The organism is Scytonema sp. HK-05, assembly GCF_963872035.1.
GTDB lineage: Bacteria > Cyanobacteriota > Cyanobacteriia > Cyanobacteriales > Nostocaceae > Kalymmatonema.
On the sequence record NZ_CAWMYC010000002.1, the window covers coordinates 61,394 to 87,964 of the forward strand.

The window sequence follows — 26,571 nt, forward strand, 5'->3', positions numbered from 1 at the left end:
GGCGTATTTGAATTGAATTGCGTACCCTGGAAAAGCCAAGGTACGAGTTTATAACGATTGACTAAAGAACAAAAACGTTACTTGCACCAATCCCACAATAAAGCCTAAAACACCGCCTAAATTCACAATTGCCTGCAATTCATTTTTGACAATTCCCTCAATTGCCGCTTCTAAATCAGCAGGTGAAGTTGATTTTACGCGGTCAACAATCACTTGATCAATTGCCAAAATTGGAATTACCTGAGTCACAATTGCTTCTAAGTCTCTTTCCAAATACCGCTCTAAAACAAGAGCCAGTTCCTTGCTGACGACTTCCAGCGAACTAGTTACAACGGGTGACGTGCTGAGGCGATTCACCAGCAACATGGCAGTATTCTCCCAGTCAACGGAACCACTTAATCCTTGGAGTAAGTCGCTACCGCGTGTTTGCAGGTAATGGCGGACGCTATCGCGTGTCGTCTTTCGCAGTTGCCGTACTGTGCCTATTGGTAAATTTTGTAAAGATAAACTTAGCAGAAATCGCTTGATGCGATCGCGTACCTGCAATTCTTGTATCAATTCCTGCAAGCGTGCATTGGTAGCGTCTTTTTCATCCAAACAATAAGTCCGCAGCCGACTCAAAGTATTGCGTAAGCCTAAGAGATTAGCCACCACCCAATAGGTACCGCTGGTTTTTTCCCGAAAACTTTCGTCAATAGTTTGAATCGTGCGATCCGTCAAAAAGTCAATAACTGCTTGTCGCAGCACATCCGGCGGTACAACGACTTGTAGCAGCCACTCAGCAAGACGACCAGCTTGTTCTTCAGTTAGTTGAAAGTCCAGTAATATTTGGTCAAAAATTTGATTGACCTGCGCCTCTAAAAAGTCTTCTCGCCGCGCTAAAACCTTCAGAAGACGTGGCAAGGATTCCCCTAACAAATCCCGCAATATTCCCGCCAAAATCTTGGCAGTTTTCTGCTCTTTATCGGATTTTAACTGGTCAAGGGCAAGTCGCAATATCCAGATAATTGCTCCTTGCACGCGTTCGGTTTGCAACAATCGCCGCGCCAATTTTTGCAACTCATCTGGTGTCAGCAGCGACCCCATGATGGTATCTGAGACATTCTTGGCAAGCCGTTCCTGATTACGGGGAATCAATCCAGGTGTAAAAGGTACTCTTCGTCCACTGATGTAAATTGCGCGGTAGGGACGAAATAACATTTTGATGGCTATATCGTTAGTGAAATAGCCAATAACTCCACCCACTATCGGGGGAGACACATAAAGCCAAAGGTGAGACCAATCCACAGTCATTAATTATTAGTTATTAGTCATGAGTTATCAGTTATCAGCGAACGACTTATAACTAATAACAAACAACTACTAAGCTTTCGTTATCACTAACACTCCCATCATACCGTTCGCAATGGGGTAGTGTGTTGCTGCTGCAAAACCAACTTGACGAGCTATCTGTACTTGCTCATTTCCTGTGGGAAAGCGGTCTAAGCTGGGACTAATGTAGGCGTATTCTTCCTTGAGACCTAGGTTATTGGCGAGTGGGACGACAAGATTGTCCAGATACCACTGCTGAAAGGCACGGAGTTGGGGATTGCTGGGACGATGAAAATCCAAAATCGCAGCTTTAGCACCCGCTTTCAGAATGCGGTGTAACTCTTTCAAACTACGCTTAATATCTGTTACATTTCTTAAACCATACCCCATTGTGGCGGCATCAAATTTATGATCCTCAAATGGTAAGGAAAGAACATCAGCTTCCACCCAAGTGATCTTAGGTTGGGCATACTGAGTTTGAGAACGAAAGCTGGCAATTTCTAGTAATTTTGAAGAAAAATCCACTCCATACACCTGTCCGGTTCTTCCTACACGTCGCGCTAACCGAAAAGATAAGTCTCCACTACCGCAACACAAATCAAGAGTTGTATCTCCCGGTTTAGCTGCACTCCATTTCACTGTCATTTCCTTCCATACACGGTGTTGTCCTAGACTCAACCAATCATTTAACTGGTCATAAACAGGAGCAATGCGGTTAAAAATAGTGCGAATGTTATCAGTCATTAGTCATTAGTCATTAGTCATTAGTCATTAGTCATTAGTCATTAGTCATTAGTCATTGGTCATTAGTAAACAGGTATTTGACAAACGACGAAGAACAAATAACCAATGACTATTTTCTAGGTTGATAGTAACGAGTGCAAGTAAGCGCGATCGCCACCAGTTGAGCTGATAAATCAATGAGTTTCAGTTCATCTTGACGCAAAGTGCTCTTTTGTTTCCACTGTATTGACAACACCGCCAACACTTCGTGACGATAGGTTATTGGAACAATGAGATGTGCTTGAACTCCGTGAGCTGGGTAGTGAGCAACACCAGCCAACTTTTGGTCGTTAAGTATATTACCTGAGACTTGCATTTGCTGAGTAGCGATTGCGCGGAGCGCAGCGCCCTTAAGGGCGATCGCCTCTGTTGTCAGTGGGTCTTGAGCCAGCCAGTTTTCTACTGTACCTGAAATACTGTAAGTCCCTTGATTGGCAACTAAGGCATTACCTTCTACTAGCTGTAATATACAGCTATCAGCGGCAAAACCTTCACCAAAAGCCCTAGCGATGGGGTTGAGAGTTGCCTCCAAACAGGTAGATTCTTGAGCCACCTGCACTAGAACCCTCAGCAGCGCCATTTGAGCATCAGCACGGCGCAATTCTTCTGTTGGTTGCTTGAGCAAATCGTAGGTTTGAGCCGCTTGCTGCACCACCGCTTTCAATTCCCCTGGGTCCCAAGGCTTGGTAATATACTTGTACACTTGTCCTGTATTTATAGCCTCTACTAAGTCTTCAATATCAGTAAAACCAGTGAGGATAATTCTTACGGTATCCGGAAACTGAGGCACAGTCTTGCTGAGAAACTCAGTTCCCTTCATTTGTGGCATCCGCTGGTCGGATATAATAACAGCGACTTCTCCTTCTGCTGCCAACACTTCTAGAGCGTTCATGCCACTCTCTGCTTTCAAGACATTAAAGTCGCGGCGGAAGGTGCGGTAAAGCAAATCCAGATTATCTTGTTCGTCATCAACTACCAAGATTTTCTGCTTTTTTGGTTTCTCTATTGTCATTAATTGACACCGAATCTTATCTAGTTCCGGAATTTCATTATTCATAAAAGCAATGCCGTGAACTACCCCGCCGCTCCCGGCGGACGGGGCTTCTGTACTCGCGGGGGAATGCCTCAACTTGGACTTTCGCCAACTAACATATATTGACTCTCTAAACCTTTATTTGTAATTTATACAACAAAATAAGAGACTATTTCAAGTTTTTTTTAAGTGTTATTACGTAAAAACAAGGACGAGAAACTGTTTTTTTATTGAGAACTGAAAAATCGGCTTCACAATAGACTATTGAAACCCCATCTGTACTTGAAGAGTCAGGTGCGGGAAGATTCATAATACAATGAGATTTGCTGCATAAGTATTAACCGCCTTCTGTTGAAGCTCGAACCGTGAATTATGACTGACCTACCACCCAATGCTCAAAATTCTGATAATAACGATGTGGCACCAGAGTTGCTGCGCAAGCTGAGACAAAAGCAAGGCACCTGGGTGGAATGGGGAGCTGCTATAGCCCAACTGCAAAAACTCGGTTACGATCCCCAAGCCATTTTTGAGGCAACTGGATTTGAGCAAATACAACAAAATCAGGTCGTTGTTGGCTCTCAAGTTTACAATTCTATAGAAAAGGCTGGTGCATCTGTTGCAGTGCGATCGCATTACGCCACGCGCGGAAGTGATGTTTTGTACGAACTGCGGCTGCTCACCCAAGAAGAACGCGCCGCTGCTGCAGAACTCAGCTTCCAACACAAAATTGATGTTGATGAGGCGCGGGAAGTCGCCAAAGCAATAAAAGATTTTTCCCGCTTTCGTACCTTACCTGAGGGGTTTGAAAATCATCCAGGAGACGCAGTTGCCTATCAATGTTGGAAACTAGCACGCCAAAACTCAGACTTACAACAACGCTCGCGCCTGATAGCCAAAGGTTTGCGTTTTGCTCACTCACAAACAGCAAGGAAACAAATCGAACAGTTATTGACTGATTTTACGGTCGTACCTAAACGTCCTGCCCCTATTTTACCCTTTTACCGCCTAGACTCAGAGGAAGAATTGCCTCGGCTCGTGCCAGTGGTCGGTGAGTTGCCATTGGCACCAAAAGACCTGCAAGCAGTACCCGTAATAGAAGAGATAGAACCATTTCGCATGGTCAAGTTTGCAGGAGAGCAAGCTTGGGTACCATTACCAGGTTGGCAGGTTTTGTTGAATGCCGAAGAACCAGTGGTGATTTTGTGCAAGAGCGATCGCTTTCCCAACCAAACACAAAATGTTTCACAACCGGTGTTGGTTGTTATAGATCGGCAACAGCGAGAATGGGACGCTAATAGTTATTTTGTGGTTGATAACTCTGGGGAGTTAGACTTTCAATGGTTTGAAACCGCACCGGAAATTCCGCTACTTGGGCGAATCATTGTGATTGTGCGACCGAAGAAGATTTTGGATGAAAATGTAACCAAGGATGTTTGGCAAATAGACGAATAGATATTAGCTATCAGTAAAAGTTTTCTTATCAATGAGGAAATGTTTACGTATCCTCAGTATCTCGGCTTTGTTTTTGCAATACTGCTCATTTTCTGTATAGAAACAAAGATAACAAGAATAATCAGGAGAGGAACGAATAACCTAAGAACTATAGTAAGATACTTGCCTACATGGATTTGATTCCTGCATCCATAAGACCGTTCATGCGTGCTGCTTTTTTACCAAAAGTGAGTGAGGGTGACGGTGCGCTCAAAGCCTCCAAGTTTTCGGGAAAACCGTGGTTGAACAAGAACGAACACTGGCCCGTCTGTCAACATTGCGGTAAACCTATGCAACTGTTTTTGCAACTTAATCTCAACTCTTTGGCAGAATCCATACAGGGAGAGTTCGGCACCGGATTACTCCAACTGTTTTACTGTACAAGCACAGATACTGATTGTGAAGCCGAGTGTGAAGCTTGGTTACCCTTTGCTAAAAGCACGCTTGTCCGAGTTGTTCAACCTGACACGGAAGCGCTAGATATTGAAATACCGGACATAGAGAATTACTTTCCCCCAAAAGAAATTGTAAGCTGGGAGGAAATACAAGATTATCCCGGCTCTGAAGAACTCACAGAACTTGGAATAGACTTAACTGATAATGAGTGGGATAACATCGAGTTGGAATATCCGCACTACTCCGGCGACAAACTCTCAGGTTGGCCATGCTGGGTTCAAGGAATCGAATATCCCAATTGCCCAGTATGCAATCAAAGAATGCGGTTAGTGTTTCAGCTGGACTCATTACTAGAAAACACAATTTCGGAGTTAAATGGAGTGAGTCATACTATTTTTTCACCCTGATGTATTTATCTCCGATTCAAGTTCAAAAACGATTTGGGTATCATCCGAAAACATTAGCTGACTCGCAGAACAATCTGCCGTTTATGTTTGGCGATGTCGGGTGTGGTCACATCACACAGTGTAAGACGCACAAAACCCAGGTCGCCTTTGGTTGGGCTTGTGGTTAATCAGGTAGGTAGTGCACCTACTTGGGGTGTTTGTGATGTTTGAATCCCAGCATTCAAAACACTAGAAGTCGTAGAAAAGCGCTCTCAACTCGATATTTTAAGCGATTTGCTGACATCAGTGCCAAATTTAGAAATTCAGAGAATGGTGATTGAAGTTCCATCCGATGTCACTGGCTATATCACCTTGATGAGCGTTGTCTTAGGGACACTTCGTCAACTCGTAGGTTAAACAAGTTGCGGTCATATGCAGCAAGTAAAGATAAGACGATTACCCAAATTGTTGAAGACGCTTGTTGACAGGTTACCCAACACGGAGATTAACAAAAACGAGGGTACCCCACTCCCGCATTAACCGACGGTCAACATAGGGAGGCAGCGCGTTGGACGGGTTCCCCGGCTTGAAGCGCCTGCCGTTCGGGGCGGGGGTCTAACACGAAGAAATTGAGCCAGCCCTTGTAATGTTTATCTGTCTTCCAAGTCGAGTATTCGTTGTAATAGGGCTGGCTCAATTTCTAGGGGACAATGCGTCGGGTACGCCTCGTTTTTGTCCGGCTATTCATCCCGACACCAAGCTTTCAGCGGGCGGTGCGGGATGAATAGCCGCTCAAGCTAAAAAATCCCCGCAACTTTAGTCTGTTAGGGTGAAGGACAAACTTCCAAGCCGTGGAAATTGTTGGACAACAAAAAAGGTAGAGCAATTGTCTACTCTACCATTTATTAAAAGAGTGAAGAGTGAAGAAAGAAAAGAGAAGAATTATTTAATCTTCTTTCTTTTTCTTCTTTCTTCCTATTCAACGACAGGGGTTAACAATTCCCGGCGCTGTTCAGATCTGACAACCACATTGCCAGTGTCATCGACATCAACGATCGCTGTATCACCATCCTTAATGCGACCAGATAGAATCTCTTCAGCGAGGCTATCTTCTAACAAGCGCATAATTGCCCGACGTAATGGTCTTGCGCCGTAGCTGGGGCTGTAACCTTCTTGGATGAGGCGGTCTTTGAATTTGTCGGTAACTTCCAGTGTGATGCCTTTTTCTGTGAGGCGACCAAACACTTCCTTGAGCATGATGTCGGAGATTTCGGAGACCTCTTCTTTGCTCAATTGACGGAAGACGATGATTTCATCCAAACGGTTGAGGAACTCAGGACGGAAGTACTGCTTGAGTTCTTCGTTGACCAGAGATTTAATCCGGTTGTACTGCGCTTCTGTTTGGTCTTCAGCAACATCAAAGCCGAAACCGCTACCACTCTTCTCAATCACCTTAGAACCGATATTAGATGTTAAAATCAGCAAGGTGTTCTTGAAGTCTACGGTGCGACCTTTAGCATCCGTTAAGCGACCGTCTTCCAAAATTTGCAGCAGCATATTGAAGACGTCGGGGTGTGCTTTTTCGATTTCGTCGAACAGCACTACCGTGTAAGGACGACGCCGCACAGCTTCGGTCAGTTGACCGCCTTCGTTATATCCGACATAACCAGGAGGCGAACCAATCAGCTTGCTGACGGTGTGGCGCTCCATGTATTCCGACATATCTAGGCGAATCATCGCTTCTTCGGAACCGAAGAAGTAAGAAGCCAAAGCTTTTGCCAACTCGGTTTTACCTACACCTGTAGGACCAGAGAAGACAAAGCTAGCAATGGGTCGATTAGGATTCTTCAAACCGACACGAGCACGACGAATTGCCCGCGAAACCGCTTTCACAGCATCTTCTTGACCAATCAAGCGCTGATGGAGGGTGTCTTCCATGTGCAGCAGCTTCTCGGATTCGGATTCGGTGAGTTTGTTCACCGGAACTCCAGTCCAGGAAGCGACAATGTGAGCAATGTCTTCTTCCGTTACAACAGGTTCGTCACCTTCAGTGCGGGTAGAATTCGTTTTGCTTTGAGCAATGGCGCGAATTTCGGCTTTGATTTCCATTTCGCGATCGCGCAATTCGCCAGCTCGGTCAAAGTCTTGAGCGCGGACTGCATCGTCTTTTTCTTTCAAAATCTGACGCAGTTCTTTGTCCAACTCTTTCGCTGCCGGGGGCAGTTGGGAGTTAATCAAGCGAACCCGGCTTCCTGCTTCGTCAATCAAGTCGATTGCCTTATCTGGGAGATAACGATCACTGATGTAACGGTCAGACAACTTCGCCGCTGCAACCAAAGCTTCATCGGAGATTTTCAGCTTGTGGTGCTGTTCGTAGCGATCGCGTAGACCATAGAGAATCTCAATTGTCTCATCTACTGATGGTTCACCCACCATGACTGGCTGGAAGCGACGCTCAAGAGCTGCATCCCGCTCGATGTGCTTGCGGTATTCATCTAGAGTTGTGGCTCCGATGCACTGTAGTTCTCCTCGCGCCAAGGCGGGTTTGAGGATATTTGCTGCATCGATTGCGCCTTCTGCCGCACCTGCACCAATTAAGGTGTGGACCTCGTCAATCACGAGAACGACATTGCCCGCCTGACGAATTTCATCCATGATTTTCTTCAGGCGTTCTTCAAATTCACCCCGGTACTTGGTTCCTGCGACAAGTAGACCGATATCCAGAGTCACCACACGCTTGTCTTCTAGGATGTCCGGGACATCTTTGTTGGCAATGCGTTGTGCTAAACCTTCGGCGATCGCGGTTTTACCTACCCCTGGTTCCCCAATCAGCACGGGATTATTTTTTGTCCGGCGACCCAAAATCTGGATCACGCGTTCAATTTCTTTGGCACGTCCCACCACTGGATCGAGCTTGCCGTCAGCTGCCATTTGGGTCAGATTTGAGCCAAACTCGTCCAATGTTGGGGTTTTGTTCCCGCGTGGTTGACCACCACCAGTTACCTCAGCTGTTTCGCCCAGCATTCGGATGACTTGGGTTCTTACTTTAGATAGATCTACCCCTAGGTTTTCTAGCACTCTGGCTGCTACACCTTCCCCTTCTCGGATCAAGCCCAACAGCAGATGCTCGGTGCCAATATAGTTATGGCCTAATTGGCGCGCTTCTTCCAAGGATAGTTCTAGAACCCGCTTTGCCCGTGGGGTAAACGGAATTTCCACAGCGACAAAGCCTGAGCCTCGACCTATGATTTTTTCTACTTCAATCCGAGCGTCTTTGAGATTGACGCCCATAGACTTCAGTACCTTAGCCGCCACTCCGGTACCTTCTCCAATCAGACCCAAGAGGATCTGTTCGGTACCCACGAAATTATGCCCAAGACGGCGAGCTTCTTCCTGGGCTAGCATTATTACCTTTATGGCTTTTTCTGTGAAGCGTTCAAACATATGGCATTCGTCCCATCACCTGCGTCGTGCCGGTACGCTGATTTTAGCACAGGCTAAGCGGACGGATGCTTGTATAAAGAAATAGACATCCGCCATCACTCACCCAGCTTTATGGGGCGATTGCTAAATTTTCATGATTTTTATTTAATTTTCTTTACTTTTGTGCGGTCAGTGTGCTGAGGAGCGTAACTTTGTTTACCTTTTTTAGGGTTGACCACGAACAATTGATGGTTGGATTGAAAAGTTTTTATTCAATCCCAAATAAACACTAATACCAGAGTTGAGTATTCGTGTCAAGAAGCTTTGAAACTTTATGATAATTTCTTATATAACGAGCATAGACAAAATTGTCGGAGTGTAAGCGCCAAACGCTTGCTGAGGCTAGGGTATACGCCTCCAGATATATTTTGCATCCAATCGAAAATCATTATAAAGAGAAAAAGAAAATAATAAATTCAATAAAAAAAGCTAATCAAAAGCTAATGACCCTTACGGGTTCGCCAGTTGCCTAGGTCGGGAAACCCTCCTATGGCACTTCGTGCCACGCTGCGCGTTAGCGAAGCTCCTCCCTTAGGAGGCACAGCACTGGACTCACCAATGACTAATGATCAAGAGGCTTTTGTTAAGCGATCGCTAATTATGGTACACCAGTTCTCTAAAGTTTGTTGAAATTCCGGGTGTTGCAAGTCTGGCAGCCAAAGTATCAGCGCGTCCTCATCATTATCTTTGTAGTAGCGCCGCCGCCGCCCAGCTGTTTTGAAGCCAAATTTTTGATATAAGGAAATTGCCGCCGAGTTGGAAGCTCGGACTTCGAGAGTTGCTCGTTCCAAGCCGCGATCGCAAGCAGTTTTTAGCACAGAGTATAGTAAAGCCTGTCCGAAGCCTTGATGGTGGTATTGGGGATGAACCGCCAAAATTGTGATGTGTGCTTCATCTAAAATTGACCAAAAGCAACATATTCCCAGTAGTCTGTTGACAGAAACAGAGGAAAACAAACCGAGTAAGTCACTGTTAGGGCTATCTAACTCTCGTTGATAGGCTTCTAAAGTCCACAAACCACCAAAACAGGCTTGATCAAGTTCCAGCACTGCATTCAAATCTGCTGGAGTTAGATGTCTAATTTCTAATGGTAATTTGGTCACACTTGTTCGTAATGGTACAAGCCCTTTGTAAACTGGGAAGCGGAGGACTTACTCACGCCCGTAATTTAGACAAGGACAACTTTTATAGTTATGGTATCGACACACCCTACTGGGGTTCAACATTTTGGTAGTCAGTATTTGCCTGCATCAAGCACTTCAAACACAAGTCTTTCACCAAATCAGGAACTTCTACCGCTGAGTGCCAGAATAAACAGTCATAACAATTTGGAAATAGGAGGCTGTGATGTCACAACCTTAGTTGAGCAATTTGGTTCACCATTATATATTTTAGATGAAGAAACCCTCACAATAGCTTGTCAGCAGTACCGGGACAGCTTCAAGCGCTACTACAAGGGAGAATCTCAGGTACTGTACGCTTCCAAGGCGTGGAGTTGCTTAGCTGTTTGCGCTGTAGTAGCTTCCGTTGGTTTAGGAATAGATGTCGTTTCTGGAGGCGAACTCTACACAGCCTTAACTGCGGGCGTGAGTCCCGAAAAAATCTACTTCCACGGCAATAATAAATCCCGCCAAGAGCTGATTTATGCCATTGAGTCTGGCTGCACCATCGTAGTGGATAACTGGCATGAGTTGCACACTTTGGTTTCCCTAGGAATTGGGGATTCGGGATTAGGGATTGGGAGTAGTTCCCAGTCCCCAGTCGCTAGTCGCCCTTCGGGTATCTCCTTCGGAGACGCTGCGCGAACGCCAGTCGCCTCAACGGGGGGAACCCCCGCACGGCGCTGGACTCACCAGTCGCTAGCCCCCATCCGCATCATGCTGCGTTTAACGCCTGGTATAGAATGTCATACACACGAGTATATTCGCACGGGACACCTGGATAGTAAATTTGGCTTTGATCCCAATCAACTCGATGACTTGTTTACTTTTGTGAGTCAACAATCTGTGATTGACTGTGTGGGATTACACGCCCATATTGGTTCTCAGATTTTTGAACGCCAACCGCATCAGGATTTAGCTGCGGTTATGGTGCAGTGGATGAGTAAAGCTGCTGGATACGGTTTATCGGTCAAAGAGTTGAATGTGGGAGGCGGCTTAGGGATTAAGTACACAGAATCGGACGATCCACCTAGCATCGAAGAGTGGGTAAAACCGATTTGTGAAGTGATTCAAGAAGCTTGTGAGGCAGCAAATTTGCCTTTGCCAAAATTATTATCTGAACCGGGGCGTTCCCTGATTGGAACAGCTTGTGTGACAGCTTACACCATTGGCTCTTCCAAGGTCGTTCCAGAAATACGTACCTACGTAGCAGTTGATGGGGGAATGTCTGATAACCCACGCCCAATTACATATCAGTCAGTGTATCGCGCCGTCGTTGCCAATCGATTGTCTGCTCCACTTACAGAAACTGTAACAATTGCCGGAAAGCATTGTGAATCAGGGGATATTGTAATAAAGGATGCCCAGGTACCAAAAACGGAACCAGGGGATATTCTCGTAGTCATGGCAACTGGTGCTTACAATTACAGTATGGCATCTAACTACAACCGCTTGCCTCGACCGGCAGCTGTTATAGTAGCCAATGGCGAAGCAAATTTGATTTTGCAACGCGAAACTTATCAAGACTTGATTCGACAGGATCGTCTACCAGAAAGACTTAAGAAGGATGAAGGATGAAACGAAGGTAGAAGGATAGAGAAAGAAAGAAACAAAGAAGGATAAAGGATGAAAGGAAGGTAGAACAGTAAAGGATGAAAATTTTATACTTCATACTTGATACTTCATCCTTTATCCTTCATTCTTCATTCTTCATTCTTGATTCTTCCTTCTTCATTCTTCATTCTTCACACTTCATACTTCATACTTTCACGCCAGATGTCATGGAAGATTGGTGGACGCAATGGCTGATAAACCTAGGAAGGTCACAGTCCTTGCTGGTTGAGACTCTGGATATTGTGTTAGTACTGGCGCTGACGTACATGATACTCGTTATTATTAGTGAGCGCCGGACACTTTGGATGGTGCGAGGATTTATTATTCTGATGCTGGCATCAGCAATAAGTAGCAGATTGCACCTACAACTGCTGAACTTTGTGCTGGAGAAGTTAGTAATTGGCTGTGCTGTAGCAATGGCGGTTGCTCTCCAGTCAGAGTTTCGCCGTTTTTTGGAACAATTGGGACGTGGTGAATTCCGGCAGTTGTTTCAACCGTCCCGTCTGGCGGTTCCTAAATCTGATAGTGTAATTGATGAAATTGTCGATGCTGTTAAAGAACTGTCGAAAAACCGGATTGGAGCTTTGCTAATTTTGGAAACCACTGGTCCTATTGACGAGCGGGATTTTTCTGTGCCGGGAGTAAAGCTGAATGCCGAAGTTTCAAAAGAACTTATACAGACGATTTTTCAGCCGAAAACTTTATTACACGATGGGGCAACGTTAATTCGTGGCTCGCGCATCGTGGCATCAGGTATAATTTTACCGCTATCGGGACGCACAGCCTCACGCCAATTGGGAACACGCCACCGGGCGGCGATGGGAATTACTGAGCGGGTCGAAAATTGCATTTGTGTGGTTGTATCAGAAGAAACAGGTTCCATTTCTTTAGCGGAACGAGGAACCCTAAACAGACCACTGACCATTACGAAGCTGAAAGAGTCATTAGAGGCTCGATTTTCCCCAACTGTTGATCGGGAGAATGTTGCTCCTGATTTGTTAAGTTTGGGTCGTCAGATTCGTGGTAAAGCATTAGCACTGATTTCACGTTTACTAGGATTACCATCGACTGCTTCACGACGAGATAAGAAATGACAGCACAACACACTGAACTGCAAGAGTTGCCCCCTGATTTAAAACGAGAACTATTGCCCAAGCACGTTGCGGTGATTTGTGATGGCAATGGTCGATGGGCTAAAAGTCGAGGACTCCCCCGATTTATAGGACATCAGCGGGGAGTAGATGCTCTGAAAAATTTGCTTCGCTGTTGCGATGATTGGGGAATTGGGGCGCTGACGGCTTATGCTTTTTCGACTGAAAACTGGGGAAGACCGAGCGAAGAAGTAGATTTTTTGATGACTCTATTTCAGCGGGTTTTGCGCCAAGAACTGCGGGAAATGATGGAGGAGAATGTTCAAATTAGATTTGTGGGCAATTTGAGCGCCTTACCCAGTTCGCTGCAAGAAGAAATTTCCCGTTCAATGGAAGAAACTAGAAACAATCGCGGTATTAAATTCACAGTCGCAACCAATTATGGGGCAAGACAGGAAATTTTACAGGCATGCCGCGCAATTGCCCATAAAGTAGAGCAAGGTCTACTTCAACCAGATGAAATTGATGAGGCGACATTTGAACGTCACCTCTACACTCAGGGCATTTGTGACCCAGATTTATTAATTCGTACAAGTGGGGAAATGCGGGTATCGAATTTCCTTCTGTGGCAAATAGCTTATGCAGAAATTTATATAACTGAAGCTTTCTGGCCTGATTTTAACCGCAATGAGTTTCATCGCGCTTTATGCGCCTATCAGCAACGGGATCGTAGATTTGGCAAAGTGTGAAGATTGGGGACTGGGGACTGGCGACTGGTGAGTCCAGCGCCGTGCGGGGGTTCCCCCCGTTGAGGCGACTGGCGTTCGCGCAGCGTCTCCGAAGGAGATACCCGAAGGGCGACTGGCGACTGGACAATACTCGCACCTTACCTTAATCCCTAATCCCTAATCCCTAATCCCCAATCCCTAATCGCTTATTCAAGGTCCAGAAAAAACAGCTCGTTCTATATCTTGTCGGCTGAGGGAATACTTGAACGCGCGTTGGATATCTTGCCCACCTTCTCCGGCTTGGACATATCGCACGATGATTTGCTCGATATCTAGCCAAAGTTCTGCTTGCCAATTCGATCGCTGTACGCGCCAGCAATGCAGTTGTGTTTCATCTTGTTGACAGCCTTGCTCTCTCAGCCACTGTTCAATTTGGGGAAGGGGATGGTTATACAAGGGTGTTTCCGGGGAAGGAGTAAGCATATTTTCAGTCACAAGTCAACAATTAAGAGTGAAAAGATAATTTTTATTTAATTTTTATTTTGGAATTTGTGAAGGGATATTAAGTTGTGAAATACTGGTATCGGGTTGTTGTACTGCTGGAGTATTTTGTAGCAGTTGCATTTGAAAGGCAGCCTCTCCACGAGTTAAACCGATGGCGATCGCCAGCAGCAAGCAAACTAAAAATGTTAATCCCAGAATAAACAAAGCAAAGATTTCACCTGTTGACAGGGGGCGATCGCTGGCGTCGAGGTAAGCTGATTTAGACCAGTCATGGGAATAGGAAACAGGACGGTTCAAGTCAGGGGGTGCTTGGATGACCCCAAAGCGGGAATAGCCAATTTTCAGGTCGTAGCTAAATCGTCGTTCTGGACTGCTGAGGGTGGCGTACGCTTCGTTAAGTTGCTGAAATTTGGCAGTAGCCAAAGCAGTCGGCAATTTTGTCGTATCTGGATGATAGTGCTTGCTCAGTTCCCGGTAAGCGCGACGGATGTCGATTGGCGATGCTGAGGGATGCAGTCCTAGCAGGGAGTAATAGGTCGGTTCGCTGCTTTGTGCCATTGCCCCATTCTGATTTACGGCTGTTTGAGTCACGTGGCAATAAAGTTTTTTCTAATATTCTAAACCTAACCAACCCGGCAAGCAGACGATGACAGTGAGTTTGTCAGTTATTGGTTGTTAGTTGTTAGTTATTAACATTTCCTAATAACCACTCACTCTCACAATCCCTATCTCACCAAATCAGCGCGGGGTTTAAAGCTTTCTATCTGCCGTAACTTTTCGTAAAGTTCACGTTCTTGCTGACTAATATTTTTCGGAGCAACGATCTGAATTTCCACCAATTGGTCACCACGTTCACCGTTTTCCTTGGGGTAGCCTTTATTTGCCAGACGGAAGCGTTGACCAGATCTCACACCAGGGGGAATAGACATTTTGACTGGTCCGTCTAGGGTTGGTGCTTCTATTTGTCCTCCCAAGACGGCTTCCGTAGGAGTGACCGGCACTTGAGTGAAGACATTTGAGCCTTCTACTTTAAATAAAGAATGTGGTTCTACAGTAATTTTTAAGTATAAGTCGCCACCATTGATGCCTTGGTTTTTTAGGCGGATGGTTTGACCTGTAACCATCGCTGGGGGCATACTGACTTCAAGCGATCGCCCATCTTCCAAGCGAATCCTTTCCGAACCACCTTTATAAGCTTTTTCGAGTGGCAGGGTCAATCTTGCTTCTATATCCCGACGAGTGGGGCGGGAGTTGACTGTATATTGAACTTTTCTATTCGGAGAACTAAACGGATCGCTCTCCGCGCCATTGCTGGAGTTTCCATTTCTATTGTCTTTGCGAACGCCTACACCAATGACTTGATTAATAAAACTATCAAAATCAGCATATTTCCCTGGGTCTACCTCAGCAGTGCTGGCGCGACCGTTAGAGCGATTTTCCCAGGTTTTCCCTCCTCGTGGTGCCTGTTTACCCGCAAAGCCTTTTTGTTGCCAGAAGCGACTGAACTCGTCGTAACGTGCCCGCTTAGTTGGATCGCTAAGGACTTCATATGCCTCACCGATATCCTTAAATTTTTCCTCTGCTGCTTTGTTTCCTGGATTGAGGTCTGGGTGATACTGACGCGCTAACCGTCGATAGTTCTTTTTAATATCTTCATTTGTTGCCTCTTTAGTGACTCCCAAAATCTCGTAATAATCGCGAAAATTCTGCAAATTTTGCATAGTTCTGTTGTTTATCTTTAGCTTTTAGATTTTAGATTTTTGAATGACGATTCATTAATTATTGAACGACTAACTAATTACTTATTACCTATTACTTATGATCAAATCCGAATTCGGAATCAACCTCTTTCATCTTTATTTTGCGTTAGAGATGTCATTTTAGGAATTAAGGGCGGGAAACCCCGCCGGGAAAGTTATAACTTTATTTCCTAAAAACATCCACTTCTATGTCATAACCAATCATCGTCATCGTCCCAGTTATCTTGGTAGCTAGGACGGGGTTTGCGTGAAGAACCGGTGTCATAGGAGGAACGACCTCTTCTGTCATAGTCCCTGTCATCATCCCTGTCGTAGTTTTTGCCGTAGTAATCGCGTTCGCCCCTTGGGCGGCTTCCTCCGGAAGCATCATCTCTGTAGGGTGGGCGTTCTGCGCCATCGCCTCTTGGGCGGCTTCCGTAGGGAGGATCGCGGAACGTATCCCTTGGAGATTCGCGTTCGCGTTCCCGGTCTTTATCGCCAGTAAACAAGTCACGAATAGTGCCGAACAAGTCATCTTCTTCGTCGTCAACGTAGTACTGGCGGACTTCCCGGTTTAGGTCATACAAAGCATCTTGCAGGTCGGCGTGAGCTTGGTCAATGCCTCTGTCGTCGTTTTCTTGCAAACTCTCGCGCAGTTCTCGGCAGATATTATCAATTCTTTGGCGACGGCTGCGGGCAAACTGCATCCCAAAATCCAACGCCACTTCTCTGAGTTGTCGTTCTGCTTGTATGATCAGCGCCTCTGCACGAGTGCGCTTTTCTACCCGTTCTTTGCGTTCTCGGTCGATTTCGGCGTATTTCTCAGCATCTTGAATTGCCTGCCTGATTTCGCCTTCGCTCAACGTAGAAGCGCCTTGAACTGTGATACTCTGCTCTCTACCTGTGGTTCTATCCAGAGCCGTCACTTGTAGAATCCCGTTGGCGTCTATATCAAATGATACTTGAATCTGTGGTATGCCACGTGGTGCTGGCGGAATGCCATACAGCTTGAACCGTCCCAGGGACTTGTTATCTGCTGCCATCTCCCGTTCACCTTGGATGACGTGGATTTCCACAGTATTTTGGTTATTTTCGGATGTCGAAAAGATGTCAGAGCGACGGACTGGTATAGTTGTGTTGCGGGGAATAAGTTTTTTCATCACGCCGTTGACGGTTTCTAATCCGAAAGATAAAGGCGTGACATCCAACAGCAGGACATCCTTGAGTTCGCCAGCGAGAATACCCGCCTGTATTGCTGCACCCACCGCCACCACTTCATCAGGATTGACGTTTTGGTTGGGTTCTTTGCCAATCATCGCCCGCACGAGCTGCTGTACCATTGGCATACGGGTGCAACCACCCACCAACACGACTTCATCAATGTCTGCGGGTGTCAACCCAGCATCTTTGAGTGCGCGTTTGACTGGAAGGCGCACACGCCCAAGTAAGTCATCGCACAAACCTTCAAATTCGGAACGAGTTAACCGAGTTTCGAGATGTTTGGGACCATCTTCTGTAGCGGTGATGAAGGGTAAGTTAATATCGGTAACGCTGACAGAAGAAAGTTCGATTTTAGCTTTTTCCGCTGCTTCTAATAGGCGTTGTAAAGCTGAGCGATCGCGTCTTAAGTCTACCCCTTCTTCTTCTAAAAATTTCTCCGCCAACCAATCGACTATTTTTTTGTCAAAATCATTACCACCAAGCTGTGTATCTCCACTTGTGGATCTGACTTCAAACACGCCATCGCCAACATCCAAAATCGACACGTCAAACGTGCCACCACCCAAGTCAAATACTAATATGGTTTCACTGTTGCCGCGATCCAATCCATAAGCCAAAGAAGCCGCGGTGGGTTCATTGAGAATCCGTAGCACTTCTAAACCTGCAATTCTGCCAGCATCTCGTGTGGCTTGCCGTTGGGAATCATTAAAATAAGCAGGCACGGTAATCACTGCGCCTGTGACAGGTTCACCCAGGTATTTACTGGCGTCCTCTGCCAATTTCTTCAGCACCATTGCGGAAATTTCTTCTGGGGCAAAATCTTTATCGAGACGAGGACAAGAAATTTTGATATTACCAACTTCGTCTTTGCGGATGGTGTAGGGGACTCGCTTTGATTCTGGGCTGAGTTCGGCATACCTGCGCCCAATGAAGCGTTTCACGGCGAAAAATGTATTTTGTGGGTTGAGGACGGTTTGTCGCCGTGCCATTTGCCCAACCACTCTTTCGCCTTCTTTACTACTAAAACCGACGACGGAGGGAGTCGTTCGCATTCCTTCTGCATTGGCAATCACCACCGGCTTGCCACCCTCCATGACGGCAACTACTGAGTTGGTTGTACCCAAGTCAATGCCGACTACCTTGCCCATGCGTTACTGTTCTCCTATAGTGTCTTATAAATTAATTGTTTAGAGCTAATGCTTGATTTATTGTATCTTGCTGTTGAGAATTACACGGTCAAACAGTGTTCACCATTAGTTAATTTGTGAATCTCAAGAATCAACTCGAAACTCACCTAAGTCAAATAGCGCGCGATCGCGATCCCTATTTGGCGACTGCTGGACATTTTTTTGTCCAAGAATACATTCGTCAACAATTTGGACAATTGGGAAGTGTGGAAATCCACACCTTTAGCGTCAGGGGAAAAACCTGTCAAAATCTCATATTGAATTTACCATCACAACCTGGCTCACAAAAGGGATTGCCACCAATTTTAATCGGTGCCCATTACGATGCCGTACCCGGAACACCAGGGGCTGATGATAATGCCACAGGTATGGCAGTCTTGCTGGAATTGGCAAGAATGTTTGCTGCCCAACCGACAAAACATCCCCTGCGGCTGGTAGCTTTTGATATGGAAGAATACGGCTTACTAGGTAGTACTGAGTATGCCGCTAAGCTGAAGCAAGAACAGCAACCCTTACGCTTAATGATTTCTCTGGAAATGCTGGGATATTGTGATCCGACTCCAGGTACTCAAAATTACCCATCTCCTTTAGAACGCTTTTATCCTAATCGCGGTGATTTTATTGCTTTAATTGGTAATTGGCGGACAATTCGCGACTTAATAAGTATTAGCCGTAGTATCCGCAAAGTTGGCGTACCCAGTCAGTGGCTACCAGTGCCGAATAGAGGTAAGATAGTGCCTCAAACTCGAAGGAGTGACCATGCACCTTTTTGGGATGCAGGTTATCCAGCGATCATGGTGACAGATACAGCCAATATGCGCAATCCCAACTATCACAAACCCAGCGATACTATTGCTACTTTGGATTTAGATTTTCTGACTGGTGTGTGTCAAGGTTTGGAAAGTGGTATTCGGCGTTTGTGAAAAAGGGGTGTAGTGTGGAGATTTTCAGTTAACCATTTCCAACTTCCGACTCCCGATTCCTGATTTCCTTGCCTGTATACACATGAACGCTGGGAGTCAGACTGATCAAGTCCTCGATATTCCGCTTCATCGTGTTGCAAATAGTGTCTAATGGCAAATCGTTAGGATCGTAACCAAAGGGATTTTCAATTTCCAAGCCAATCGCTTCAATACCAAATAAGGTAAAACTAACCAAGGCGACAATGGCACCTGTCCACCAACCAAGATTATGGACAAGTTGAAAAGGCAACAAGAGGCAATAAAGTAACAATAATTGCTTCAAATGAATCGCATATGCTAGGGGAATGGGTGTTTTTAAGATACGTTCGCAAGCCCCTAAACTATCTACCAAACTATTCAACAATTCTTGTATGGCTATCAACTGATAGCTGTTTATACAATTGCGGTTGTACTGTAGCTGTAGATAATCTCCAATCCAAAACGCTATCTCTAGAGGAGGATTGTTCATTGTCTTCAGCGTTAGGTATTTAGAAATAGACATTAATTCTTCTAACTCTTTATTGACACGTTCTCCCCGTAAATGTAACTTTGTCGCTACGGCAAAAGCTACCACTAATCGTAAAATCCTAATTTTTTTGTCTCTATCCTCTGGGTTAATTTCATCTATTGATACCCAAATTTGCCGCGCCAGATTTCGGACATCGTTGACGATACTACCCCAGATTTTTCTTCCTTCCCAAAAGCGTTCGTAAGCCGTATTAGTGCGAAAAACCAGTAATAAACCTAAAACAATACTGGGAATAACACTTTCTAAAATAGGTTGAGAGACAGGAAGTTTAAAATGGTAAAGTAGAGAAATAAAAACACCAAAAATACCACATGCGAGAACGCGTTTGTAAATTGCTGTGATAACTGAACCTTTAAGCTGGAAAGCTATTCGCAACCATTGCATTTTTTCTGCAGTCATGTTCTCCTAAATAAATCTTTAATGAAGAAATGAGAATAACGCAGAACGCACAACTCGGAATGATTTCACAGATAAATCCAAAGGTTATAGGGAGTAGCAAAAAATAAATTATCCATTATGTAGGGTGGGTTAGGCGCATGACAGATGAGGTTTTACATGGTAACTAAAGTGCGCCGTAACCCACCATTGTTTCGGTGCATCACTACAAATTGGAGATTTTTTTAGTTGGAAGTCCCATAAAGAAGAAAGAATTCCATTTTTTGAATTCAGCTAAAGCTAGTGTTTGATACCTTCAAAAATATAACTCAAATTTACCAAGAGTCATAACCCTGAACCTGGTTGACTGGCATCGACGAGGAAATTACCATCAATGGGGCGTTCTCACAGTTTTATAACATCATTCGCAAAGTATTCCCAGATGCTTTCTGCAACGGGATAAAGGGTGTAGTAGTTCACCCAAGTCTTGCGTCACGCTTGCAAACTAATTCTATATTTTTCTATGGAATTAGGGACTATAACCCCATTTTCAGATAAGTGATTCCTATTAACCCCATCAGCCTTTGGTTGTCAAGCCCTGTTGACTTTTTGTAATAAAATTGTTAAATTTGTTTACATAAGTTAAAAACTAAAAAGAAAACAGCTATGTATACCACTGTTAATGAAGACGGTATCCTCAACAACTACGCAACTGAACCCAAAATGTACTATGCCGAGTACCCTGCAATTTGGGAACAACGCAAATACGTTGTACAAGGCGTGTTCGCTTCCTTAATCGTCACCACTCTAGTTTTGGTTGCCTTGGGCGTTAGCTAAAATTTTTGGATTTCAGTATCTGTAATTGTCATTCGGACTTCTCCTAATCGCTTAGTTGCCTCGGTTGCTTTCACCGGGGTTTTTTGTTGTTTCCCTAATGTAATATTTATACTTATAAAGACAAGCGCTCCACCCTTACAAAGGAGATAGAGCGCCTCGAAACATCACATCTGTTCTGTTATAAACAATGAAAAGATACCTAGCCTCCTTCTTCTTATAGAAGTGAGGCTTTTCACTTGAAGGTAATACTTGACCCATAGATAGAGATGCCCCCCTCGTGTGACCAGAGGTGGGACTAATGAGAATGCCGTTTATGTTTTGCTAGAAGCGGGTTCAAGTTCTTATAACGCTTGTGTTTTGACAACCACGCTTCACAAACTTCATTCACTCGTTCTATCTCTTTCTCAGTCAAAAGCTCATCTGGTTTTCCTGATGCTAGGATTTTAGCTGCTTCTGCTGCTTTATCAAAAGTAACGCCATATCTCACTAGTTCAGAGTGGTATAGCTCCTTTTTCTCCTTATTCGATATCGAAAATCGTTGTTCCATGACAATCCAATCCAAGGGACACAACACTACATTGTTAATTCCTTAATGTGATGAAAACTACAAATATAAGTAACAATAATTCAACCTTGATATAGATGCTGTACAGAAGAAAAAATTATCCTGATTTTTGGATTTCACTAATTTTACTAATTTTCAATCACTAGCATAGGTAGAATTTCAGGGTTATCCTGTGGAACTAATCTGCCTTTGACTACCATTCCTACTCGCATTCGTTGATTAGCACGACACCAGCAAGGTTTACTGCTTGATGGATTTTCAGGAACTATAAAGCAGATTCGGTCATTTTTACCATCTAAGGCTAAGACTTGGAAATGCTCAATAAACTCAGTATCCTTCTGTTTCATTATTAAATGCGGAAATAAGGGATTTAAGCTAAAAAGTGACCCCGGCATATTGAGGTCACTAAAAAAGCCGATGGAATTTACACCCTTTTTTTCTGACTTTTAGTTTAGTTATGATTATTAATTATCTGTCATTATTGACTTTTACCATATGTGTTATGTGGCAAAACTTTAAATATACTAAACGACTGCAAGATGATACAAAGATGACTACCACTGGTGTGGATTCGCACTGCACTAGCAACTTGGGTTAATAATTCAGCCTCTGCTTGGGGCAAACTAGAAGCTTTCCGCTGTGCTTGTAGCGCAAGGACTTGAGATACAAAAAGCTCTAAATCTGGCTGGTTCAACTACTCAACAGCCTTAAGTCACTCTTTTGAAGACAGTTGTACTTCAACTTTCACTGTTGGCATTTTGGGTCTTTTGCCTACTAAGTAAGTCGCCATTCTATTCAGCTACGAGATTTGCTACTGTCATCAAAAGACAGTAAACCGCTTCAAACCGCTTCGCATAGGACAAGCTAACATTGCCCCACTTTTTCTGTCAACAGAAAGATTAATTCGTCTATTTCCGTACACATAATTAAGGGGTGTAAAACTTCAAATAGGAGAAAACCCCGTGACTGACGAGTTGAAAAAAGGCGATCGCGTGAAGTGGAATACCTCGCGAGGAGAAACAACTGGAGAGGTGGAAAAGAAACTCACTTCACCTACAGATATTAAAGGACATCATGTCGCCGCCTCCAAAGATAACCCTGAGTACTTGGTTAAAAGTGACAAAACTGGAAAAGAAGCCGCTCACAAACCTGAGTCCTTAGAGAAAATTGAGGAGTAATGCAACGTTATGAGTAAAGATGTCAAATCAGTGATAGACGAGTTCAACTCCTCAGTCAATATGACAACAAAGGAACTGGAATCTTGGCTAGAAACTGAAGATTCTCAATCGGTTGGGCAAAAAGATGGAGACGATGAATCCATCGGACATAAATCTGGTAAGCGCATCGTCGAATTATTGCAAAAGAAAAAAGATGACTACACTGATGATGATTTAGCGCATATGAAAAAAGTCATCAGTTACATCCACCGCCATTCAGCACAGCAACCGGATGGCGATGTTGAGCATACACGCTGGCGCTACTCGTTAATGAATTGGGGACACGACCCGTTAAAATAAAAGATAATCTTAAACCCGTAGTAGCGTTTCTACTCTAAATTGATGCATTTAGTCAATTTCAGACTTCATTAGGCACCATTTTTAGGATAGACGCGCAACTACAATAGACCGAAAAAGTAAATAAAATTATTCAAGACAAAAAGTTTAAAAAACTCTCTTTGGGTAGAGGTAAATGACGTAGGTAATTGTTAATTTCCTCAGCAGCCGCTAGCCCAGAAAGCATTGCACCTTCCACAAGATTTCCGCCACACCAATCACCACAACATATCAAAGGTAAAGAAGAGTTAGCAGGTAAACACGCTTCCTGCAAAGAACGGCTAGGAAAGGCATACCGCCAGCGATGTACTTGTATCCATTCGGGGGTATCTAGCCAAGGAAGCAGCCACTCAGATGCACGTTGCACTATATACTGTCCTACTGGGTGTAAATCCTGGGTTTGATCATGACGCTGAGCAAAAGCAGCGCTACTTTGCACGACGAAAACGGGTTGTTCAGGGCTTGGACGTTTGCTGCTATCTAAGCCAATCCATGCTAAATCAGCATCATCTACAAAATTCAGGGCTTTCCAATGTGGAAGTGGTTGGGAAGTGGAAGGATATCCAGCCATAACACTGAGGCAGGGGTAGAATTCTACAGAACGCAGGTTATTCAGAAATGCTGTGCCTAGTAGAGTTTCCCCTAAGGGTTCCAACAGCATTAAAGCTTGTGGTGCAGGAATGGCGACAACTACGGAAGTAGCTGTTAATTCTTCATTGCTGGATTCTAAAGTCAGACGCCAAGAGTTTTCGGGGGTAGGAGTGATGGCTATGACACGCTGATTCAGCAAGATTTCTAAATCTTGAGCCAGAAATTTGGCAATAGCACTCATTCCCCCAGGGGCAACATATCGAGGAGTGGGGGGTGAGGTGTTGGCAATAGTAAGCCCTGAACCAGATTTGAAATCGTAAACCGTATCTGTCCAGACTTCGAGGACATGACGTTGGTGTAACAATTCAAGTAAACGTCCGAAAAGTTCGCCTTTTGGCTTGAGGTAACACGCCCCATGATCCGCGCAAGTGCCATATAATCGGCGTGTGGCGACTCGTCCTCCTAAACCACGGGATTTTTCTACAATTCGCACGGAATAGCCAGCTTGAGTTAATTGCTGGGCGCAAACTAAACCCGCTATGCCGGCACCAATTACTGCAACGTCAGTCATTAGTCAAAGAATAAAGAATATAAGGACAAGTGACACGACTACTTATGAGTCCAGAAAGCTAATAGTAGAATAAGGTACAGAAAAAGCTGTATGGAAGGGAGGAAGGGAAATTGGATGAACTAAGGGCGGTATTAGAGCTAGCAACCGAGGAAGAATTGCAGGATTTGACCGCAATTCTGTTTAGTCGTAAGTTTAATCCCCTAGATTATGTTCACACACCAGAACCGATAGACGTGCAAAGCCAAGGTCGCAAAGCGTGGTTAGATGCACTAGAACAGCGCTTTCGTTTTTTGGCAGCAGATGGGATGACAGTCTTGCGGGGACGCACAAAGCAGGTGACTTACCGACAAGCGCTGATTCAAGTGTGTAAGTATTTGAAAATACCTTATTCTAGTGAACTGACAACAGTTGATTTAGAAGCTGAGGTGTTTTTGCACCTTTTGGGACACGTATGGAAAAAATTGCCGGCGAAGGATAAGCAAAAATTGACCGTGCGGATACAGCGCCAGCTTGCTAAAGCAGAATTAAGTCAACCGCTGCCACTGACATTGCAGCGAGATCCCCTAGGATTACTTTTCAAAGGCGGTAGCGCCCTCGCTGTCACCTCTGTCGTCCAGCCATTGTTGCTCAAACAAATCGCTAGTCAATTTGCGCTGCATTTTGCTACATATCAAGTTGCCAAAGAAGCGGCAATTCAAGGTTCTGGGGTGGTTACCAACCAGTTTCAAAACTATGTCGCAGCGCAGATGGCAAAACGAGGTATGGCTGTTAGTGCGGCTCGATATGGGGTAGTTCGCAGCGTGTTTGCTGTTGTAGGACCAGTGATGTGGGGTTGGTTTTTTGCGGATTTGGGATGGAGAGCGATCGCCACTAACTACGGTCGGATCATACCTACCATATTCGCCTTAGCTCAAATTCGTCTGACTCGTGCTGAATGTTGGGAGCCTGCTTGAAAACAGCTTTTCGTCATCCCAAACCTAGTTTGCAATCCTTGTGGAATTACGCCCAACTGGGACTGCTCATCTTCCCACTGAGTCCATTTTTTGGAGCTGTGGGTATAGTTTTGGCATCCTTAGGAACTTGGATCGCTCAATACCGCACTATTATTCGCCGCCCCCTTAACTGGGGGTTTGCTCTGCTGAGTGTATTGCTGATCATCACCGCTGGCTTTGCTTATGACAAAACGGCGGCGTTCCTAGGTTTATTTAATTTCTTACCGTATTTTATAGTTTTTGCTGGCTTCAACGCCCTGATTCAGACTCCTGCACAATTGCGGCAAATGTCTTGGATTTTGGTGTTCAGTTCGCTACCAGTGGTGATTCTTGGATTTGGGCAGTTGTTTTTGGATTGGTCTTTTAAGATAAGAATTTTATGGTTTGTCGTGGAATGGGACATAGAACCTGGAGGACAACCACTAGGTCGCATGGCTTCCATATTCATGTACGCCAACACGTTGGCTGGTTATTTGATGATAGTTTTTATCCTAGGGTTAGGGTTGTGGGTGGAAAACTATCGGCGTATAAGGGGAATAAGGGAGATAAAAGAGATGAGGGAGATAAGGGGGAAAACTTCCTCATCCTCCTCATCTTCTCCATCTCCCCATCTCACCTTGCTCTTCCTGACTGTGGCGGTGATTGCCAATTTAGTGGCATTAATTTTGACTGACTCGCGGAATGCTTGGGCGATCGCTATTGTTGCTTGTTTAGCTTATGCCTTTTACGAAGGCTGGCGGATTCTTGTGGCTGGCGTCGCTGGTATCGCCACTAGCGTGCTTTTGGCTGCTTTTGCTCCTTCGCCTGTGGCTCAATTGTTTCGTAAGGTCGTTCCTGCTTTCTTCTGGGCACGGTTAAACGACCAAATGTATCCTGATAGACCAGTCGCGTTACTACGCAAAACACAGTGGCAATTTGCTTTGTCTTTGACTGGGCAGCGTCCTTGGACTGGTTGGGGGTTACGCAATTTCACTCTACTTTATCAAGCAAAGATGGACGTTTGGTTGGGACATCCCCACAATTTGTTTTTGATGGTATTTGCTGAAACTGGGTTTCCCACCGCTCTTTTATTTTGTGGCTTACTCGTTTGGATATTTATTGCAGGTGTCCAAGTATTGCGAAAGTCAGAATATCTAGAGGAGGCAGAAGATAAATTGATATTTTTCAGTTATCTTCTGGTTTTTGTAGGCTGGGTGCTATTCAATACAGCAGATGTCAGTCTCTTTGATTTTCGCTTAAATACGCTCTCGTGGTTGTTATTTTCTGCAATTTCTGGAGTCGTGTATCGCTACAACCAGTACGAAAGGCTTCAAGTTAGATAAAAACTTAGTGTGGAGTAACAACGCAGAATACATCGCCATAAATAAATGATGCTGGAGCGCGAATTCATAGGGTGTGGGCATTAAACAATTTCTGTTACCACTCTTAGAGAGTTATAGCTAGATTAGAGACATTAGGCTGGTGATGAA

The 26,571-nt window shown here is 44.7% G+C and carries 26 protein-coding genes; 12 read left to right on the top strand and 14 right to left on the bottom strand.

Features of this window, described 5'->3' with window-relative positions; genetic code table 11:
* Positions 1-48 precede the first annotated feature (48 nt).
* The 3 genes from AACT52_RS01305 to AACT52_RS01315 all read right to left on the bottom strand — a co-directional run bounded on the left by AACT52_RS01305 (position 49) and on the right by AACT52_RS01315 (position 3,151).
* The gene (locus AACT52_RS01305; RefSeq protein ID WP_198940863.1) at positions 49-1,287 is read right to left on the bottom strand and encodes a DUF445 domain-containing protein; all 1,239 of its coding nucleotides are present in this window, start codon (positions 1,285-1,287) and stop codon (positions 49-51) included.
* A gap of 75 nt (positions 1,288-1,362) precedes the next feature.
* Complete coding sequence (gene ubiE, locus AACT52_RS01310; protein ID WP_073629050.1) at positions 1,363-2,055, bottom strand: bifunctional demethylmenaquinone methyltransferase/2-methoxy-6-polyprenyl-1,4-benzoquinol methylase UbiE; 693 nt, start codon at positions 2,053-2,055, stop codon at positions 1,363-1,365.
* 109 nt (positions 2,056-2,164) lie between these two features.
* On the bottom strand, positions 2,165-3,151 hold the full coding sequence (locus tag AACT52_RS01315; protein ID WP_073629052.1) for a response regulator: 987 nt from the start codon (positions 3,149-3,151) through the stop codon (positions 2,165-2,167).
* A gap of 348 nt (positions 3,152-3,499) precedes the next feature.
* Here AACT52_RS01315 and AACT52_RS01320 point away from each other — a divergent pair, with 348 nt between their 5' ends.
* The 3 genes from AACT52_RS01320 (at position 3,500) to AACT52_RS41140 (ending at position 5,817) form a co-directional block, all read left to right on the top strand.
* The gene (locus AACT52_RS01320) at positions 3,500-4,579 is read left to right on the top strand and encodes a RuBisCO accumulation factor 1 (RefSeq protein WP_073629054.1); all 1,080 of its coding nucleotides are present in this window, start codon (positions 3,500-3,502) and stop codon (positions 4,577-4,579) included.
* A gap of 203 nt (positions 4,580-4,782) precedes the next feature.
* Complete coding sequence (locus tag AACT52_RS01325) at positions 4,783-5,421, top strand: DUF1963 domain-containing protein (protein ID WP_233153841.1); 639 nt, start codon at positions 4,783-4,785, stop codon at positions 5,419-5,421.
* Between the two features lie 273 nt (positions 5,422-5,694).
* On the top strand, positions 5,695-5,817 hold the full coding sequence (locus tag AACT52_RS41140; RefSeq protein WP_445263912.1) for a hypothetical protein: 123 nt from the start codon (positions 5,695-5,697) through the stop codon (positions 5,815-5,817).
* A 558-nt stretch (positions 5,818-6,375) separates the two neighbouring features.
* Here AACT52_RS41140 and AACT52_RS01335 read toward each other — a convergent pair.
* A complete protein-coding gene (locus AACT52_RS01335) occupies positions 6,376-8,844 on the bottom strand; it encodes an ATP-dependent Clp protease ATP-binding subunit (protein WP_073629058.1) in 2,469 nt (822 codons plus the stop codon).
* Between the two features lie 608 nt (positions 8,845-9,452).
* On the bottom strand, positions 9,453-9,986 hold the full coding sequence (gene rimI, locus AACT52_RS01340; protein WP_073629060.1) for a ribosomal protein S18-alanine N-acetyltransferase: 534 nt from the start codon (positions 9,984-9,986) through the stop codon (positions 9,453-9,455).
* Positions 9,987-10,076: 90 nt separating this feature from the next.
* On the opposite strand from rimI, the gene lysA reads away from it, so the two are divergent.
* The 3 genes from lysA to AACT52_RS01355 all read left to right on the top strand — a co-directional run bounded on the left by lysA (position 10,077) and on the right by AACT52_RS01355 (position 13,497).
* Positions 10,077-11,621 (top strand): diaminopimelate decarboxylase, encoded by a 1,545-nt coding sequence (lysA, locus tag AACT52_RS01345; protein ID WP_073629062.1) that lies wholly within the window; start codon positions 10,077-10,079, stop codon positions 11,619-11,621.
* A 203-nt stretch (positions 11,622-11,824) separates the two neighbouring features.
* Complete coding sequence (gene cdaA, locus AACT52_RS01350) at positions 11,825-12,751, top strand: diadenylate cyclase CdaA (RefSeq protein WP_073629064.1); 927 nt, start codon at positions 11,825-11,827, stop codon at positions 12,749-12,751.
* A complete protein-coding gene (locus AACT52_RS01355; protein WP_073629066.1) occupies positions 12,748-13,497 on the top strand; it encodes an isoprenyl transferase in 750 nt (249 codons plus the stop codon). Before cdaA ends, AACT52_RS01355 begins: the two co-directional genes overlap by 4 nt.
* A 189-nt stretch (positions 13,498-13,686) precedes the next feature.
* Here AACT52_RS01355 and AACT52_RS01360 read toward each other — a convergent pair whose 3' ends face one another.
* The 4 genes from AACT52_RS01360 to dnaK form a co-directional block, all read right to left on the bottom strand.
* A complete protein-coding gene (locus AACT52_RS01360) occupies positions 13,687-13,959 on the bottom strand; it encodes a DUF3143 domain-containing protein (RefSeq protein ID WP_073629068.1) in 273 nt (90 codons plus the stop codon).
* A gap of 54 nt (positions 13,960-14,013) precedes the next feature.
* Complete coding sequence (locus tag AACT52_RS01365) at positions 14,014-14,538, bottom strand: J domain-containing protein (RefSeq protein WP_073629070.1); 525 nt, start codon at positions 14,536-14,538, stop codon at positions 14,014-14,016.
* 167 nt (positions 14,539-14,705) lie between these two features.
* Positions 14,706-15,701 carry a J domain-containing protein gene (locus tag AACT52_RS01370; protein WP_073629072.1) on the bottom strand — a complete coding sequence of 332 codons (996 nt, stop codon included), beginning with the start codon at positions 15,699-15,701 and terminating at the stop codon, positions 14,706-14,708.
* A gap of 230 nt (positions 15,702-15,931) precedes the next feature.
* Complete coding sequence (dnaK, locus tag AACT52_RS01375) at positions 15,932-18,088, bottom strand: molecular chaperone DnaK (RefSeq protein ID WP_073629074.1); 2,157 nt, start codon at positions 18,086-18,088, stop codon at positions 15,932-15,934.
* 116 nt (positions 18,089-18,204) lie between these two features.
* On the opposite strand from dnaK, the gene AACT52_RS01380 reads away from it, so the two are divergent.
* Positions 18,205-19,050, top strand: a complete 846-nt coding sequence (locus AACT52_RS01380; protein ID WP_073629076.1) for a M28 family peptidase — start codon at positions 18,205-18,207, stop codon at positions 19,048-19,050.
* 28 nt (positions 19,051-19,078) lie between these two features.
* On the opposite strand, the gene AACT52_RS01385 is transcribed toward AACT52_RS01380, so the two are convergent.
* A complete protein-coding gene (locus AACT52_RS01385; protein ID WP_073629078.1) occupies positions 19,079-20,017 on the bottom strand; it encodes a bestrophin family protein in 939 nt (312 codons plus the stop codon).
* 642 nt (positions 20,018-20,659) lie between these two features.
* Between AACT52_RS01385 and psb34 the strand changes: the two genes are divergently transcribed.
* On the top strand, positions 20,660-20,830 hold the full coding sequence (gene psb34 / locus AACT52_RS01390; RefSeq protein ID WP_143172729.1) for a photosystem II assembly protein Psb34: 171 nt from the start codon (positions 20,660-20,662) through the stop codon (positions 20,828-20,830).
* Between the two features lie 295 nt (positions 20,831-21,125).
* On the opposite strand, the gene AACT52_RS01395 is transcribed toward psb34, so the two are convergent.
* The 3 genes from AACT52_RS01395 to AACT52_RS01405 all read right to left on the bottom strand — a co-directional run bounded on the left by AACT52_RS01395 (position 21,126) and on the right by AACT52_RS01405 (position 22,089).
* On the bottom strand, positions 21,126-21,377 hold the full coding sequence (locus tag AACT52_RS01395) for a hypothetical protein (RefSeq protein ID WP_198940858.1): 252 nt from the start codon (positions 21,375-21,377) through the stop codon (positions 21,126-21,128).
* 146 nt (positions 21,378-21,523) lie between these two features.
* Entirely contained in the window at positions 21,524-21,742 is a 219-nt protein-coding gene (locus tag AACT52_RS01400) for a hypothetical protein (RefSeq protein WP_143172730.1), read from the bottom strand.
* Between the two features lie 131 nt (positions 21,743-21,873).
* Positions 21,874-22,089, bottom strand: a complete 216-nt coding sequence (locus tag AACT52_RS01405; protein WP_198940859.1) for a hypothetical protein — start codon at positions 22,087-22,089, stop codon at positions 21,874-21,876.
* 268 nt (positions 22,090-22,357) lie between these two features.
* Here AACT52_RS01405 and AACT52_RS01410 point away from each other — a divergent pair, with 268 nt between their 5' ends.
* Together AACT52_RS01410 and AACT52_RS01415 are read left to right on the top strand one after the other, a co-directional pair.
* Entirely contained in the window at positions 22,358-22,573 is a 216-nt protein-coding gene (locus AACT52_RS01410) for a hypervirulence associated TUDOR domain-containing protein (protein ID WP_073629082.1), read from the top strand.
* Between the two features lie 9 nt (positions 22,574-22,582).
* On the top strand, positions 22,583-22,912 hold the full coding sequence (locus AACT52_RS01415; protein ID WP_073629084.1) for a DUF3140 domain-containing protein: 330 nt from the start codon (positions 22,583-22,585) through the stop codon (positions 22,910-22,912).
* A gap of 130 nt (positions 22,913-23,042) precedes the next feature.
* On the opposite strand, the gene AACT52_RS01420 is transcribed toward AACT52_RS01415, so the two are convergent.
* The gene (locus AACT52_RS01420; protein ID WP_073629086.1) at positions 23,043-24,110 is read right to left on the bottom strand and encodes an NAD(P)/FAD-dependent oxidoreductase; all 1,068 of its coding nucleotides are present in this window, start codon (positions 24,108-24,110) and stop codon (positions 23,043-23,045) included.
* Positions 24,111-24,220: 110 nt separating this feature from the next.
* On the opposite strand from AACT52_RS01420, the gene AACT52_RS01425 reads away from it, so the two are divergent.
* Entirely contained in the window at positions 24,221-25,063 is an 843-nt protein-coding gene (locus AACT52_RS01425) for a YaaW family protein (protein WP_073629088.1), read from the top strand.
* Positions 25,045-26,424 carry an O-antigen ligase family protein gene (locus AACT52_RS01430; protein ID WP_073629090.1) on the top strand — a complete coding sequence of 460 codons (1,380 nt, stop codon included), beginning with the start codon at positions 25,045-25,047 and terminating at the stop codon, positions 26,422-26,424. Before AACT52_RS01425 ends, AACT52_RS01430 begins: the two co-directional genes overlap by 19 nt.
* Positions 26,425-26,571: the final 147 nt, after the last annotated feature.